We start from the raw sequence: 13808 nt of genomic DNA, 5'->3' as shown, positions 1-13808 counted from the left end.
GTTACTGCTCCAGGCGCGTCACATCGTCGAGCGTCTCTCGGCGCCGAGCTATTCGCGCCTCACCGCCCTCAAGGGCGACCTCGGCCGGCTTTGGCTGTGAGTGGAACTGGTTGGCCAGCTCGTAGCCGTAGGAGCCCGCATTGCCGATTGCGAGCACGTCACCGCGCTCCGGACGGGCGATCGGTCGGTCGTGGGCGAAGACGTCCGCACTCGTACAGACCGGGCCGCCGACGGTCACCTCGTGGGGCTCTCGGTCGGGCGCCGTGACGTTCAGCATCGGGTGGTACGAGCCGAACATCGCGGGTCGAATCAGCGTCGAGAGGCTGGCGTCGACCCCGACGACGGTCGTGTCCGGCGTCTCTTTGATCGTGTTGACTTCGGTCAGGATGAGTCCGGCGTCGGCGACGATATAGCGTCCCGGCTCGAGTTTCAGTTGGGCGTCGAGGTCGCCAACCGCGTCGCGGACCATTTCGGCCGTCTTCTCGAGGTCGAGCGGCGGCTCCTCCTCGCGGTAGGGAACGCCGTAGCCGCCGCCGACGTCGACGAACTCCAGATCAGCGTCGTCGACACGGCGGGCCATCTCGCCGACGCGTTCGATTGCTCGGCAGTGGTCCTCGAGATCGGCGGTCAGCACGCCACTGCCGGCGTGGGCGTGGAGCCCGACGAGTTCGAACTCCTCTCGCACGCGGTCTGCGACCTCGGGAACCTGCTCGTAGGGGATGCCGAACTTCGCGTCGGCGCCGGTCGCGACCTTCTCGTGGTGGCCCGTTCCAATCCCGGGGTTGATCCGGATCGCGATTCGGCCGTCGTAGCCGCGCTCGGCGAGGCGGTCGAGCGTATCGGTCGCACCGATCGTGATCGTCAGTCCAGGCGCGCCGTCTGCGAGATCGACGGCGTAGTCCAGGTCGTGCGCCGGCGGATTGACCGCGGTGTACTGGAGCGTGTTCGGATCCGCGCCCGCGTCGATCGAGCGCTGGAGCTCACCCCAGGCGGCACACTCGATGTCGCCGCCGGCCTCGAGGACGGCGTTGAGAACCGCCTTTCCGGTGTGGGCCTTCGCTGCGTACATCACGTGCGCGTCGGGGAACGCAGCGGAAAATCGGGCGTAGTTCTCTTTCACCCGGTCTACGTCTGTCACGTACAGCGGCGTGTCGTACTCTGCGGCGAGCGATTCGAGCCGCTCCCCGTCCCAGTCTGCAAGCCGGCGGACTGCCGGCGAGTCCACGAGGTCGGTCATTGACTATCTCAAGCGACCCCGCGAATTCAAGCGTTTGGGTTTGAGACGGCGAAAGTGGGATGCGATCCGACCCGACCGTTGTTCGTCGTTCAGTCGGATCGGTCAGGGGCAGTTGAACGCATCGGCGGCCGGGGTGCGGTCGTGGTTTGTCCGCTTCCGACCATCGGCGTCTGCGGTAGCTGAGCGCCGGTGTTCGCACCGACCATCGGCGTCTGCATTCGTCGGTCATCGCTACTCACGCCGACCATCGGCGTGCTCGGCATCGTTCGTCCCGCTGCGTTGTACTCAAAGATCATCTGTAACCGATAGCTGCCCTGAATGGGAAAATATGTTTTGGAATGCAGAATTTCTATTTGAAATTCGTGATTGATGGTCTGTGACGTAGGACGAATTGTGTGTAGATTGCAAAGATATTCCGCTCAGCGAGCCGAGACACGAGTTCGGGTACACTCGAACCTGACCGAGCGGCCGGGCTGGCGCTGCGGTGGATCCACTGGCGTCTCGTAGCAGGTATCGAGTGCATGGTGCAGCGACGCTGTCGAGACCGACCGCTGTTCACTACCTGTAGCCGAGTTCGAAAACGAGACGTCCGATCCTACTCGCGAAGCGCGTCTTCGCGCTCGGTCGCCTCGAGGGTGCGGTCCTCGAGATCCGTCGCGACGACGGCGGGCTTGTAGGCGCCGCCCTCGAAGAGGTCGTGATCGCCGACCGAGGACTCGACGAACCGGGTGAACGCGCGCCGGTTTGCGGGCAGCTCGCCGTAGACGACCTCCTCTTCGACCAGGTCGTAGACCGGAATTCGAGGCGTCAACAGGGTGTTCTCGCCGACGACCGAGTTCTCGCCGACGACGAAGCCGGAGGTGACGCGACAGCCCGCACCCAGCGAGACGTTGTCCTCGACGATCACGGGCGCGTCCTCGACCGGTTCCAAGACGCCGCCGATCAGGGTGTTCGCACCGAGTTTGACGTTCTCGCCGATCTGGGCGCACGAGCCGACGGTGTCACAGGAGTCGACGAGGGTCCCGTCGCCGACGTGGGCGCCGATGTTGACGAACGCCGGGCTCATCAGGATGCAGTCCGAGCCGATGTGGGCGCCCTGTCGGACGACCGTCCCGTCGGGCGTGTTCCGGCTCCCGCGGTCGCCGTACCCGCTGGTGTCGGCGAGGGGCAGCACGTCGTGGTAGGTGACGCCGCCGTACTCGCGCGGGACGGTCTCCCGCAGCCCGAAGTTCAGCAGGATGCCCTGCTTGACCCACTCGTTTGCCTCCCAGGTTCCGTCCACCGGTTCGGCCGCGCGAACGTCGCCGGCTTCGAGCGCCGCGAGGAACTCGTCTACGGTCGCGAGGGCGTCCTCGCCCGCCGAGACCGCGTCAATTTCACCAGCTTCCTTGCGTTCCCACAACTCGACGATATCCGATTCGAGTGCACTCATGGCTACCCGGAACTGGCGCGTGCAGGGCTAAAATTCCACTCATTCGGCTCGCGTTTCCGGGGTTTCGTCCCCCTATTCGGCGATCGCGTCCGAAAAGTCGTACCAGCCCGCGTCCCGGTCGGCGATCCAGACGGCGGCGTCGACCGCCCCGACGGCGAAGACGCTGCGGTCCTCGGCGCGGTGGCCCAGCCGAAGCACCTCGTGGTTGCCCGCGAGGATGACCTCGTGCTCGCCGGAGACGTCTCCCGCCCGAAGCGCGTGGATTCCGATCTCGCCGGCTTCCCGAGGCTGTTCGCCCTCGCGGCCGTGGGTGCGCCCGGAGAAGTCGCCGTTAGTTTCGATCTCCTCGACGAGCCTGTTTGCGGTTCCGCTGGGCGCGTCGCGCTTCCCGTTGTGGTGGGCCTCGACGACCTCGACGTCGTAGCCCGGCAGGTCCGACACCGCCCGTCCGACGACGTTGACGAGCGCCTGGACGCCTCGAGAGAAGTTCGGCGCGTGCAAGACGGGGATCGCTTTTCCCGTCGCCCGCAGCTCCTGGAACTGGGCATCCGTGAAGCCGGTCGTCCCGGTGACGAACGCGACGCCGGCGTCCGAACAGGCCTCGGCGTACGCGAGCGCCGACTCGGGACCAGTGAAGTCGATCACGACGTCCACCTCGCCCCGATCGAGATGATCGGCGAGTTCCGCCGCCGGCTCGATCTCCACTCCGTCGACCGTCTCGCCGTCGGGGTCGCGATTGACCGCCAGCGCGATTTCGCAGTCGGGGTGATCCTCGACCGCGGCGATCACCTCACGTCCCATCCGACCCGTCGCGCCGGTGACGCCGATGCCGACCGTCATCGGTCCTCCTCCGCGTCGGCGACCGTCGTCTGCTCAGTCTCGAGGTCGGCGAGGACGGCTTCGAGCTCCTCGCGGTACTCCTCTGCGAGGCGGGTCAGTGGCGGGCGAAGCCGGGCTGGTCCGTGACCGCGGATCGCCATCGCCTCGGTGACGGGAATCGGGTTCGTCTCGACGAACAGCGCCCGGAATAGCGGGCCGAGCTCGTGGTGGAGCGCTCTCGCACGGTCGTAGTCGCCCTCCAGAGCTGCCCCGACCATCGCGACGGTCCGCTCGGGCTCGACGTTGGCGGCGACGCTGATCGCCCCTGTGCCGCCGATCGAGAGGATCGGGAGCGTGAGCGGATCGTCGCCCGAGAGCACTTCGAACTCGGCCTCCTGCGTACGCTCGACGATCTCGCCGATCGCGCCGAGATCGCCCTCGGCGGCCTTGTAGCCCGCGATGTTGGAGTGGTTGGCCAGCTCGACGACCGTGTCGGGCTCGAGCGTTCGACCCGTCCGCGAGGGGACGTTGTAGACGATCTGGGGAACGTCGACCGCATCGGCGACCGTTTGGTAGTGTTCGACGAGGCCGCGCTGTTCGGGCTTGTTGTAGTACGGCGAGATGAGCAGGAGTCCGTCGGCGCCGGCGTCGGCAGCGCGCTCTGAGAGCTCGATCGCCTCGCGGGTGTTGTTCGAGCCTGTGCCCGCGATGACCGGAACGTCGTCAACGGCCTCGATGACCGCCTCGACGACCCGGACGTGCTCGTCGTGGGTCAGCGTCGCCGACTCGCCGGTCGAGCCGACGGGAACGAGCCCGTCGACGCCGGCGGACTCGAGTCGCTGTGCGTCGGCCTGGAGTGTTTCGAAGTCGATTCGCTCGTCCGCGTCGAAGGGCGTACACATCGCCGGAAAGACGCCCGTGAAGTCGATATTGTTCGTCATGCGTTGGGTGGGTGGTAGCTGCCTGGTCAGTGAATCTGATCGCCGTGTGAGTTGCGTCGGATCGCGCCCGCGACGGGATCGCCACTCCCGCAGTGAGCGCTCTCAGACGGGCTTTTTCAGAAGACGAGAGACCGGACCGCTCGCTGTGGTGCCGACGGCGATACGAGCGGTTCGGGACATGCTCGAACAACGAGTGCGGACGAACTTATCGGTTGTGACTTTTCTCCGGCCCGTCGTGTCCACCCCACCGATCCGAGCGTCGCCGACAGACTCTCGGGACTGATATTCCGCGAAACTTATCCCGATTGCCTCCCAAGGTTTGCCCATGACAGACTTCGGACTGAAGCTTCGGATGTTCGTCGTCGGCTCGATGCTGGCGGCACTGTATCTGTTCGTCGGGGCCGTCGGACTGGCGTTTCTCGGCACCGGAGCCTGGCCGATCGTCCTCCTGCTCCTGATCACCTTCCCGTTCATCCAGTACAAGATCGGAACCTGGGCCGCGACCAGAAAGGCCGAAGAGATGCCCGAAGACGGCCAGTACGCCGATATTCACCACATGACTGAGTCGCTCTCCCGCGACATGGGGATCAAAAAGCCCAAACTGATGGTCCAGCAGATGGGCGTCCCCAACGCCTTCGCGACCGGCCGCAAAGGCGACGGTGTCGTCGTCGTCAGTGAGGAACTCATCCGGCTGCTCGACCGCGACGAACTTGAGGGCGTCATCGCCCACGAACTCGCACACATCAAGAACCGCGACGTGCTGATGATGACGGTCGGCAGCTCCATCGGGATGATGGTCGGCTACGCCGTCTACTTCGTCTACGTGTTCGCAGGCGAGGACAACCCCGGCGGCTTCATCGTTGGCTGGATCCTCTCGATCTTCGCCCAGATGCTGGTCACGGTGCTGGTGATGGCAATCTCGCGGTACCGCGAGTACGTCGCCGACGATGATGCCCGTCAGTACATCGGCAGCGGCGAGCCGCTTGCACGCGCCTTAGAGAAGATTTCGAAGGGCGCCGAGAACCGCGAGTCGACCGTCGACGAGGGCCAGGCTGCCCTCTGTATCTTCAACTCCGAGCGCGGACTCATGGCGACGCTGTTCGCCACCCACCCGCCAACGGAGAAGCGTATCGAGAAACTGCGCTACTGAGTGTCGCCGGTCGCCGTGACGGGGCCATCTGCGCCCCGTGAACGGACCCGATTCGAACCACCGCGCTCACGACCGCTGACGCGGATTTTTTACGTGTGCCCTGCACACACTAGCATATGACCGACATTCATCCGAATCAGCGCGTGGCGGTTCTTGCGGACTCCCAGAATCTCTATCATACCGCCCAAAGCATCTATAGCCGAAATATCGATTACTCAGATCTCCTCTCGGAGGCCGTCGACGGGCGCCAACTCACCCGTGCGATCGCCTACGTCATCCGAGCCGACGCCACCGACGAGGAGAGCTTCTTCGACGCGCTGATCGATATCGGCTTCGAGACGAAGATCAAGGACATCAAGACGTTCGCCGACGGCTCGAAGAAGGCCGACTGGGACGTCGGGATGAGCTTAGACGCGGTGACGCTTGCGAACCATATCGACACGCTCGTGCTCTGTACCGGCGACGGCGACTTCTCGCGGCTCTGTTCGCACCTGCGCCACGAAGGCGTCCGCGTCGAGGTGATGGCCTTCGAGTCCTCGACCGCCGAGGAGTTGATCGAGGCCGCCGACGCGTTTACCGATCTCGGCGAGGATCCCGACACCTTCCTCCTGTAACGCTTCGGATCGCGTATGGAACGTCCCACGGTTGGCCGATCCACGTCGACAGCCTTTCGGCGTCCCCCCGCTAACCCCGACCGATGAGCGACTCTCCCGGGAGCCACGACGCCGACACGCTCCGGACGATTGCGGACTACCAGTTCGGTGCCGGCGCCGGGCGTGCCCTCTTTCCACCCGCGGAACCGCTGACGATCAGGCGGACTACCTCCGGTCGACCACAGCAGGTCCACGGCGACGACGGCCGACTCGTCTCCTTTGGCACCGACGGCCGGTTCACGCTCGGACTGGCCGGCGGTCGCCGCCTCGACGCTGCACTCCCCGAGCCCGGCTACCGGGTCGTCGTTGACGACGAGAGTGAGCCGTTCGTCCGCGACGAAAAGAACGTCTTCGCGAAGTTCGTCTGCGACGTCGACGGGGCGATCCGGCCGGGCGATGAGGTTCTCGTCGTCCACGAGGATGGCGGACTGCTCGCAGTAGGTCGCGCAGAGCTAAGCGCCGACGCCATCGATGCCTTCGACACCGGAATGGCCGTCTGGGTTCGCGAGGGCGCTCCCGCCGGGACGTAAGCGCCACCGACCCCCTCTACTCGCGTGGATCGGCCACCTCTATCGTATGAATCGATCCCCGCTATCGCGTTTGACGACCGCGGGTTTTTCATCGCCCGTCCGCTAGAACTCCCTATGACCGACGATCACCGCGCGGACGACCGGCGGGCGGATGCGGGGCTCTCGGATGACCGGTCCGATTCGGGTACCGACCCGGGCCCGGTGAGTGGCCGCGAGACGACACCGGCCGAGGAGGACTGGGGGCGAGTGCCGATCGATCTCTCGGCGGCAAACGACGGGAACGAGGGCGACGAACCGGCTAACGTGATCTCTTCAGACGGAGCCGAGACGGAGTCGTACGCACCGGAACCCAGTTCCGCGCCCGTCGAACCCGGAACGCCGACGTTCGAGAACGCGCTGTTCGTCGCCCTCGGCGCGCTGGTCATGCTATTGATCATGTCTCGGCTGTTCACCGTCGCGCTCGGCTGAGCGGTGTCGGCACTAAACATTTAATCGGGCCGAGACCTTACCGCCGCCTATGGTCGAATCTCTCTTGGCGAACGTGCCGCTGCTGTTGCTCGCAGCGGGGCTCGTGCTGATGGCGATGGAAGCCGTCTCTCCGGGTGCCCACCTCATCGTGATCGGCGTGGCACTGGCGGGCGCTGGCCTCTTCGGGCTGTTGCTCGGTCCCATCCTCGGCGGGACGGCGCTGATTCTCGCCCTCGCGGCGATGACGCTGGTCATTGGCGGCGCGGCGTCGTGGGTCTACCGCGAGTTCGACTTCTACGGCGGGAAGGGGACGGCACAGACCTCAGATTCGAATTCGCTGGCCGGTGCGACCGGATATGTGACAAAGACTGTGACCGCTCGCGGCGGCGAGGTCAAACTCGACGCCGGTGGGTTCTCACCGTACTACACGGCGCGGACGACCAGCGGCGAGATCGAAGCCGGCGAGGAGATCATCGTACTCGACCCCGGTGGGGGGAACGTCCTGACCGTCGAGGCACTCGGCGCCATCGAGTCCGACGAGATCGACCGCGCGCTAGCCCGGGGTGCGACAGAGGCTGATCAGGACGAGACGACCACAGATACCGACGACGAACCCGAGACTGACGAGGAACTCGAAACCGACCGATAGTACGCCGGTCGATGGCTTCGTCTCCTCTTGCGCCCGAATCATGTTGATCGAGTAAGGGAACGCTTTTGAGGGTACCGTAACAAGTTCCGATATGGTTCCGGAGTTACTCCCGCTGCAAGTCGCCGAAGTCGGACTGCTAGTCGGTGCGCTGGTGCTCGTGGTCGTCATCGCGGCACTGTTAAGCGCCGTCGAGATCGTCGACGCCTACGAGAAACGAGCACTTACAGTGTTCGGGGAGTACCGAAAGCTCCTCGAACCCGGTATCAACATCATTCCGCCGTTCGTCTCTCGAACCTATCGGTTCGACATGCGAACCCAGACCTTAGACGTTCCGCGCCAGGAGGCGATCACCCGAGACAACTCGCCGGTGACCGCCGACGCCGTCGTCTACATCAAAGTGATGGACGCGAAGAAGGCGTTCTTAGAGGTCGACAACTACAAGAAGGCAGTTTCGAATCTGGCCCAGACGACGCTCCGAGCGGTGCTGGGTGATATGGAACTCGACGACACGCTCTCGAAGCGCGAAGAGATCAACGCACGCATCCGCCAGGAGTTAGACGAGCCCACCGACGAGTGGGGGATCCGCGTCGAGTCCGTCGAGGTCCGCGAGGTCAACCCCTCGAAGGACGTCCAGCGCGCGATGGAGCAACAGACCTCCGCAGAGCGAAAGCGCCGTGCCATGATTCTCGAGGCCCAGGGTGAACGGCGCAGTGCCGTCGAGAAGGCAGAGGGTGACAAACAGAGTGACATCATCCGCGCCCAGGGTGAGAAACAGAGCCAGATTCTCGAAGCACAGGGTGACGCCATCTCGACCGTCCTTCGTGCGCGGTCTGCAGAATCGATGGGCGAGCGAGCGGTGATCGATATGGGGATGGACACGCTCAAAGAGATCGGTCAGAGCGAGTCGACGACGTTCGTCCTCCCACAGGAGCTCTCCTCGATGCTCGGCCGGTACGGCAAGCACCTCACTGGCAGTGACGTCAGCGAGGGCGAAAGCCAGTTAGAGAGTCTCGACTTCGACGATGAAACGCGTGAGCTGATCGGTCTCGATGACATCGCCGAGATCATCGGCGAGATCGACGAAGAAGCCGAGATGGACTTAGAAGAGCTCGAGCAACAGGCGCAGGCGATCAAAGAGGGTAAAGATGCCTCGACGATCTCCAATCCGGACGCCGTTATCGAGGAGATGGATCAGGAGTTCGAAGGCGGCAGGGACTGAAACGTCTAGCATTCGGTGAACGAGGCGGAGCGAAACGCGTTTTACCGCCCGTCTCATCTAGTGGGATGAATGGCACCGTCCGAGAGGGTCGACGAGCGGAAACGATCGACCCTACGAAGGTTCGCCGCCGTTGGCGCCGCCGCGCCGCTGGCGAACTTTTCAGATTCTGCTGTGGCGGAATCCGGCGAGAGTAACGCCCGAGACGCGATCACGGGCTACCTTTCGACGACTCCCGGCGCACACTTCTCGAAGGTCAGAGACGATCTCCAGCTGGGGACCGGTGAGACTCAACACCATCTTCGACGTCTCGAAGAACAGGGTACCATCGAGGCCTACAGCGACGGTGATTACAAGCGCTTTGTCCTCGCGAACCGCTTCGATAACTTCGAGAAGAACGCGCTTGGATACCTCCGCCGAGCAACGCCACGCGGAATGGTGATCGAACTCCTTCGGGATCCCGACGCCAGCGCCGGCGACCTGGCTGACGCACTCGACGTCTCGCCGCCCACGGTGAGCAAGTACGCTGGCGAACTCGAGGAGGCGGGCTTACTCTCCCGGGAAGACGGGTACGCCGTCGAGCGGCCGGAGACCGTTCTCCTCTTGCTCGTCCGACATGCCGACTCGTTCGGTAGCCACGCCCGGACGTTCGCCCGGGAGGCGAACGAACTGCTCACCTACGACGGGTAGGTCACCAGCTACGGCGTGCCGTCTCCATCTACGACGAGTAGGTCAATTCAGTTTTGACAGAGAGTGTATTTCTGGGACGGTGTCTTTGCCGACTCCCAGTGGTTGGTCTATGGCTATCCGCTATCACATTGTTTGACACGCAAAAAAAGCCGTCCACTCAGGTGGCCGAGTGTGTCCGGTTAGACGTTGACCTTCCAGGTGGTACTCGAGGAGTAGCCCCACTTTTCGATCTCGACGTCGTAGTCGCCGTCCTGGAGGGCTGTGATGTTCGAGCCGACTTCCTTGGCGGTCATGCCGAGCTCCCGTCCGATCAGCCGCGATTTGAAATAGGTCTTGGTCGCGCCGTTCTCCCGGAGGTACTGGAGAATCTGCAGCTGTTTGCTCGTGAGGTCGGGGGCCATTGCGGAACTCATACTCGTCGGAACGATAGCGTTCGCCTTAGGGGGTTTGGTACGTCCGGTTAATGCGGCGCAGTCGTGCGGTTTTCGGCGAGGGTAACAGACGAATAACCGGGTGGAAACGAGTCGTTGGTACAGCCGGTTAATCGACACGTATTGATGACTCTCGTCGGCAACGACGGGTAATACACTGTTTTCGGGATGCTCACTGACGGTAGTGGTCGGTCAGGAAGGGTCCGAACGCACATGTGACTGCGGTCTCGAGGGCGCCGGCCCGGTCTACGCGACCGCCGGTCAGGACACCTGCGGCACCCTCGCGCTCGGCGATCCCCTCCGTACCGAGCAGTGCGTCCATGACAGGCCCGAGTTCTGCCCCCGCTTCGAGGCGGCGGACGACGGGTTCTGGAAGTCGAAGTGACGGTCCCCCGCCAACTTCGACGCGGTCTCCATCGGTCGCACTCGCCCACATGATCAAAAAGAGGCCATCGGCGCCCTCGTACTCTGCGACCCCACCCTCGAGCCCGACGCCGAAGTTCGCGTCCGCGACGCTCTCGAGGGCTCGTTTGGCGCGCGTCCGTGCCCCCCTGACCGTTTCCGCGACCGACGTCGGTTGTTCGGAGACACCCGAATCGACCGCGACCGGTACAGTCGTCGGATCGGACGACTCGAGGGCGTCGGCGACGGCTGTGACTTTCACGGGGTTCGTACTCCCGACTGCGACGTGCATATTCTCGTCTCGCCCTACCGCGATTTGGGCGATTCGGTTCGCCATTCTCTACTTTAATGTTTTGATCTTTAATGCCACTTCCCGCGAATTACCCGGTTTGACGGGTCGTTTCTATCTAATTCCGAAATCTTTATGAAGCGCGTAGCTGAACGAGGGTGGTAACGAACCAGTCCGGCTTTTTCCGCCGTTCGGCCGGGCAGCAGGAGCCATCGTATGCCACCCGCATCACCACACACCAGAGTCCGAGGTAGCGAACAGCGAACAACCGAAGAGGAAGCAGAGAGCGAGGAAAGCGACCTTGCCTGCCCCGAGTGTACGGGCCACCTCGTCGTCGACGACGAGCACGGCGAGACCGTCTGTGAAGACTGCGGCCTCGTCGTCGAGGAAGATTCCGTCGACCGCGGCCCCGAGTGGCGCGCGTTCGACGCCGCCGAGAAGAACAAGAAGAGCCGCGTCGGCGCCCCGACGACGAACACGATGCACGACAAGGGGCTGTCGACCAACATCGACTGGCGCAACAAAGACGCCTACGGCAACTCACTGGGCTCGCGTCAGCGCGAGAAGATGCAGCGCCTGCGCAAGTGGAACGAGCGCTTCCGTACCCGCGACTCGAAAGAGCGTAATCTGAAGCAGGCCCTCGGCGAGATTGACCGGATGGCCTCCGCGCTTGGACTGCCGACGAACGTCCGCGAGACCGCGAGTGTGATCTACCGCCGCGCGCTGAACGAGGACCTCCTTCCCGGGCGCTCGATCGAGGGCGTCTCGACGGCCTGCGTCTACGCCGCTGCCCGTCAGGCTGGCGTCCCCCGCTCGCTCGACGAGATCGCCGACGTCAGCCGCGTCGAGAAAAACGAGATCGCTCGCACCTACCGCTACGTGGTACGCGAACTCGGCCTCGAAGTCCAGCCTGCCGACCCCGAGAGCTACGTCCCCCGCTTTGCCTCCGGTCTCGAACTCTCCGACGAGGCAGAACACCGCGCCCGCAGCCTCCTTCGCAACGCCAAGGAGAAGGGCGTTCACTCCGGCAAGTCGCCGGTCGGCCTCGCTGCCGCCGCGGTCTACGCTGCCGCCTTGCTCACCAACGAGAAGACCACCCAGGCCGCGGTCAGCGACGTCGCCGACATCTCCGAGGTCACGATCCGCAACCGCTACCACGAGCTGTTAGAGGCCGAAGAGTCCCTCGGCGTCGCCTGAGCAGTCCGAGTCGTCAGACCCGAAAGCAACCTTTTTGCCACGGTCGCAACCTCGTGAGCGCATGGACTTCGACTCGTTCGTGCTGGCAGCGGCGACCGCAGATCTGACCGAGGAGCCGGCTGCCCGCGAGCACGCAGACGCCATCGAATTTCGTATGGACCTGGCCGACGAGCCCCTCGCTCAGCTCGCGAGCTACGACGGCGAGTTGCCGATCCTCGCGACCAACCGCGCGTCTTGGGAGGGCGGCGAGTGGGAGGGCGACGACGCCGAGCGCCTCGCGGCGCTCTCGGAGGCGACTGCCCACGGAGCCGTCACAGCGATCGACGTCGAACTCGCTGCGGTGCAGGATGGCTCGGCTGATGCGGTTCTCGAGACCGCCCGCGACCGGAGCGTCTCGGTCGTCGCCTCGGCTCACGACTTCGAGGGGACACCCGGCCGCGAGTCACTGGTTCGAACGCTCGAGGCGGGCGCGGAACGTGCGGACGTCGGCAAACTCGCGGTGACGGCCACCTCGCGCGCGGACGCTCTCGCGGTGCTTACTGCGACTCACGAGGCCGCCACCGAGGGACTGACGGTCGCGACGATGGCGATGGGAGCCCCAGGCAGCCACACGCGGGCGGTAGCACCCGTCTACGGCTCGAAAATCGGCTACGCGCCGGTCGATCCCGACGCCGCAACCGCACCCGGGCAGTACGATCTAGAGACGCTCGCAACGCTAGTCGACGCGCTTGAGTGACCCTTGGGCAGCCCCACGTCGCGCACGTCGAGACGGTTAGGGTAGTCTCAGGTCGCGCACGTCGAGACCGCCTCCCGGCGTGACGACGACTGCGCCGAGTAGCCAGCCACGGACGATCGGCACGCTGGTGTTCGGAAGGTCGAACGTCTCGGTTGTACTGGCACCGTCAGCGAGCTCGGCGTGTAGTTCGTACGTTCCTTCCGCCGCGGTGATTTGAGTGATGTGGCGGGCAAACTCGCTTCGGATGTCGAACGTTTGCTCGAACACCGTCACCGGGTCGTCACCGCTCCGATGAGTGGCTCGCACGTAGAGGTCGTGCTCGCGCGCGTCGAAGTTCGTGATCCAGATGCCGTGCCAGCCGGGGGTCCGCGATGTCTCCTCGGAGAACGTCTCCTCACCCTCGTAGGGGTCGTCGTGCGTTCGCTCCACTGGCGCGACGCGGTTCGTCTCCTCTGTCGTGACGAGGTACAGGGTGGGATCGGAAAACCCCATCCCCGACGCATCTTCACTCGAGAAGTTGTGTCCGCAGTACGTACTCGCAACGACGCCTTCGTCGACCTCGCGGTCGATCACCGTGTCGCAACTCGTGGAAAAAGAGACACTGTCTGCCCGTGGCGTGGTGTTGTACTGGTAGGCCTCCTCGTAGGCTGTTACGTGGCTCCGAACGGCGTCAGGATCCAGGTCGTTTGGTGGCTCCGGATACTCCCGCCTTTCGAACCCGCTCTCGCGCTTGCCGTCTCCGCCGGTATCGTCGGACTCGTCGTCGGTCTCCAATTCGCCCCCGCTCGTATCCAGCCGATCGAGACAGCCGCTCACCCCACCAAGCCCGACCAACCCGCTCGCAGCGAGCACCCGTCTGCGTCTCATTCGTCTCAGCCCCACGGCATCCGCCGCAAAATAACTTTGTCCGACATATTTCGAGGCGTCACAGACTGAAATAGCCGTAGCCGCCGCTCCCGCGGGTCGGA

Annotated in this window: 17 protein-coding genes; 9 read left to right on the top strand and 8 right to left on the bottom strand. The window is 64.3% G+C overall.

Going from position 1 to position 13808, the window contains the following annotated elements; all coding sequences use genetic code 11:
* Window position 1: 1 nt before the first annotated feature.
* The 5 genes from lysA to dapA form a co-directional block, all read right to left on the bottom strand.
* The gene (lysA, locus tag OB905_05145; GenBank protein ID MCU4925374.1) at window positions 2–1237 is read right to left on the bottom strand and encodes a diaminopimelate decarboxylase; all 1236 of its coding nucleotides are present in this window, start codon (window positions 1235–1237) and stop codon (window positions 2–4) included.
* Between the two features lie 89 nt (window positions 1238–1326).
* Window positions 1327–1533: a hypothetical protein gene (locus tag OB905_05140; protein MCU4925373.1), complete on the bottom strand. Its 207-nt coding sequence runs from the start codon at window positions 1531–1533 to the stop codon at window positions 1327–1329.
* 299 nt (window positions 1534–1832) lie between these two features.
* Window positions 1833–2669, bottom strand: a complete 837-nt coding sequence (locus tag OB905_05135; protein MCU4925372.1) for a 2,3,4,5-tetrahydropyridine-2,6-dicarboxylate N-succinyltransferase — start codon at window positions 2667–2669, stop codon at window positions 1833–1835.
* A 72-nt stretch (window positions 2670–2741) separates the two neighbouring features.
* Window positions 2742–3509 carry a 4-hydroxy-tetrahydrodipicolinate reductase gene (gene dapB / locus OB905_05130; GenBank protein ID MCU4925371.1) on the bottom strand — a complete coding sequence of 256 codons (768 nt, stop codon included), beginning with the start codon at window positions 3507–3509 and terminating at the stop codon, window positions 2742–2744.
* Window positions 3506–4429: a 4-hydroxy-tetrahydrodipicolinate synthase gene (gene dapA, locus OB905_05125; GenBank protein ID MCU4925370.1), complete on the bottom strand. Its 924-nt coding sequence runs from the start codon at window positions 4427–4429 to the stop codon at window positions 3506–3508. The genes dapB and dapA overlap by 4 nt, the downstream gene beginning before the upstream one ends.
* Before the next feature lie 325 nt (window positions 4430–4754).
* On the opposite strand from dapA, the gene OB905_05120 reads away from it, so the two are divergent.
* The 7 genes from OB905_05120 to OB905_05090 all read left to right on the top strand — a co-directional run bounded on the left by OB905_05120 (window position 4755) and on the right by OB905_05090 (window position 9785).
* A complete protein-coding gene (locus tag OB905_05120) occupies window positions 4755–5579 on the top strand; it encodes a M48 family metalloprotease (protein MCU4925369.1) in 825 nt (274 codons plus the stop codon).
* A 116-nt stretch (window positions 5580–5695) separates the two neighbouring features.
* Entirely contained in the window at window positions 5696–6193 is a 498-nt protein-coding gene (locus OB905_05115; protein ID MCU4925368.1) for an NYN domain-containing protein, read from the top strand.
* A gap of 83 nt (window positions 6194–6276) precedes the next feature.
* A complete protein-coding gene (locus OB905_05110) occupies window positions 6277–6762 on the top strand; it encodes a PUA domain containing protein (GenBank protein ID MCU4925367.1) in 486 nt (161 codons plus the stop codon).
* 114 nt (window positions 6763–6876) lie between these two features.
* Window positions 6877–7230, top strand: coding sequence for a hypothetical protein (locus tag OB905_05105; GenBank protein MCU4925366.1), 354 nt, complete (start codon window positions 6877–6879; stop codon window positions 7228–7230).
* Window positions 7231–7279: 49 nt separating this feature from the next.
* Window positions 7280–7879 carry an NfeD family protein gene (locus tag OB905_05100; protein ID MCU4925365.1) on the top strand — a complete coding sequence of 200 codons (600 nt, stop codon included), beginning with the start codon at window positions 7280–7282 and terminating at the stop codon, window positions 7877–7879.
* 91 nt (window positions 7880–7970) lie between these two features.
* The gene (locus OB905_05095) at window positions 7971–9098 is read left to right on the top strand and encodes an SPFH/Band 7/PHB domain protein (GenBank protein ID MCU4925364.1); all 1128 of its coding nucleotides are present in this window, start codon (window positions 7971–7973) and stop codon (window positions 9096–9098) included.
* 69 nt (window positions 9099–9167) lie between these two features.
* Window positions 9168–9785: a winged helix-turn-helix transcriptional regulator gene (locus OB905_05090; GenBank protein MCU4925363.1), complete on the top strand. Its 618-nt coding sequence runs from the start codon at window positions 9168–9170 to the stop codon at window positions 9783–9785.
* A 179-nt stretch (window positions 9786–9964) separates the two neighbouring features.
* Here OB905_05090 and OB905_05085 read toward each other — a convergent pair whose 3' ends face one another.
* Both OB905_05085 and yjjX read right to left on the bottom strand, forming a co-directional pair.
* On the bottom strand, window positions 9965–10198 hold the full coding sequence (locus tag OB905_05085) for a hypothetical protein (GenBank protein MCU4925362.1): 234 nt from the start codon (window positions 10196–10198) through the stop codon (window positions 9965–9967).
* A gap of 190 nt (window positions 10199–10388) precedes the next feature.
* Window positions 10389–10910: an inosine/xanthosine triphosphatase gene (gene yjjX, locus OB905_05080; GenBank protein ID MCU4925361.1), complete on the bottom strand. Its 522-nt coding sequence runs from the start codon at window positions 10908–10910 to the stop codon at window positions 10389–10391.
* 213 nt (window positions 10911–11123) lie between these two features.
* On the opposite strand from yjjX, the gene OB905_05075 reads away from it, so the two are divergent.
* Together OB905_05075 and OB905_05070 are read left to right on the top strand one after the other, a co-directional pair.
* A complete protein-coding gene (locus OB905_05075; GenBank protein MCU4925360.1) occupies window positions 11124–12104 on the top strand; it encodes a transcription initiation factor IIB in 981 nt (326 codons plus the stop codon).
* A gap of 61 nt (window positions 12105–12165) precedes the next feature.
* Window positions 12166–12840, top strand: a complete 675-nt coding sequence (locus OB905_05070; protein MCU4925359.1) for a type I 3-dehydroquinate dehydratase — start codon at window positions 12166–12168, stop codon at window positions 12838–12840.
* A 36-nt stretch (window positions 12841–12876) separates the two neighbouring features.
* Here the strand turns inward: OB905_05070 and OB905_05065 are convergent, their stop codons facing one another.
* Complete coding sequence (locus OB905_05065; protein ID MCU4925358.1) at window positions 12877–13707, bottom strand: hypothetical protein; 831 nt, start codon at window positions 13705–13707, stop codon at window positions 12877–12879.
* Between the last annotated feature and the right edge of the window lie 101 nt (window positions 13708–13808).

Source organism: Halobacteria archaeon AArc-dxtr1 (assembly GCA_025517425.1).
In the GTDB taxonomy this organism is placed as follows: domain Archaea; phylum Halobacteriota; class Halobacteria; order Halobacteriales; family Natrialbaceae; genus Halostagnicola.
Note: the sequence above shows the minus strand (reverse complement) of the source record. Positions and strands in the feature narration are given on the sequence as shown.

Excerpts from the sequence above, each read along its gene's own strand:
- lysA (MCU4925374.1), bottom strand. The coding sequence starts at position 1,237 with ATGACCGACCTCGTGGACTCGCCGGCAGTCCGCCGGCTTGCAGACTGG.
- OB905_05140 (MCU4925373.1), bottom strand. The coding sequence starts at position 1,533 with ATGATCTTTGAGTACAACGCAGCGGGACGAACGATGCCGAGCACGCCG.
- OB905_05135 (MCU4925372.1), bottom strand. The coding sequence starts at position 2,669 with ATGAGTGCACTCGAATCGGATATCGTCGAGTTGTGGGAACGCAAGGAA.
- dapB (MCU4925371.1), bottom strand. The coding sequence starts at position 3,509 with ATGACGGTCGGCATCGGCGTCACCGGCGCGACGGGTCGGATGGGACGT.
- dapA (MCU4925370.1), bottom strand. The coding sequence starts at position 4,429 with ATGACGAACAATATCGACTTCACGGGCGTCTTTCCGGCGATGTGTACG.
- OB905_05120 (MCU4925369.1), top strand. The coding sequence starts at position 4,755 with ATGACAGACTTCGGACTGAAGCTTCGGATGTTCGTCGTCGGCTCGATG.
- OB905_05115 (MCU4925368.1), top strand. The coding sequence starts at position 5,696 with ATGACCGACATTCATCCGAATCAGCGCGTGGCGGTTCTTGCGGACTCC.
- OB905_05110 (MCU4925367.1), top strand. The coding sequence starts at position 6,277 with ATGAGCGACTCTCCCGGGAGCCACGACGCCGACACGCTCCGGACGATT.
- OB905_05105 (MCU4925366.1), top strand. The coding sequence starts at position 6,877 with ATGACCGACGATCACCGCGCGGACGACCGGCGGGCGGATGCGGGGCTC.
- OB905_05100 (MCU4925365.1), top strand. The coding sequence starts at position 7,280 with ATGGTCGAATCTCTCTTGGCGAACGTGCCGCTGCTGTTGCTCGCAGCG.
- OB905_05095 (MCU4925364.1), top strand. The coding sequence starts at position 7,971 with ATGGTTCCGGAGTTACTCCCGCTGCAAGTCGCCGAAGTCGGACTGCTA.
- OB905_05090 (MCU4925363.1), top strand. The coding sequence starts at position 9,168 with ATGGCACCGTCCGAGAGGGTCGACGAGCGGAAACGATCGACCCTACGA.
- OB905_05085 (MCU4925362.1), bottom strand. The coding sequence starts at position 10,198 with ATGAGTTCCGCAATGGCCCCCGACCTCACGAGCAAACAGCTGCAGATT.
- yjjX (MCU4925361.1), bottom strand. The coding sequence starts at position 10,910 with ATGCACGTCGCAGTCGGGAGTACGAACCCCGTGAAAGTCACAGCCGTC.
- OB905_05075 (MCU4925360.1), top strand. The coding sequence starts at position 11,124 with ATGCCACCCGCATCACCACACACCAGAGTCCGAGGTAGCGAACAGCGA.
- OB905_05070 (MCU4925359.1), top strand. The coding sequence starts at position 12,166 with ATGGACTTCGACTCGTTCGTGCTGGCAGCGGCGACCGCAGATCTGACC.
- OB905_05065 (MCU4925358.1), bottom strand. The coding sequence starts at position 13,707 with ATGAGACGCAGACGGGTGCTCGCTGCGAGCGGGTTGGTCGGGCTTGGT.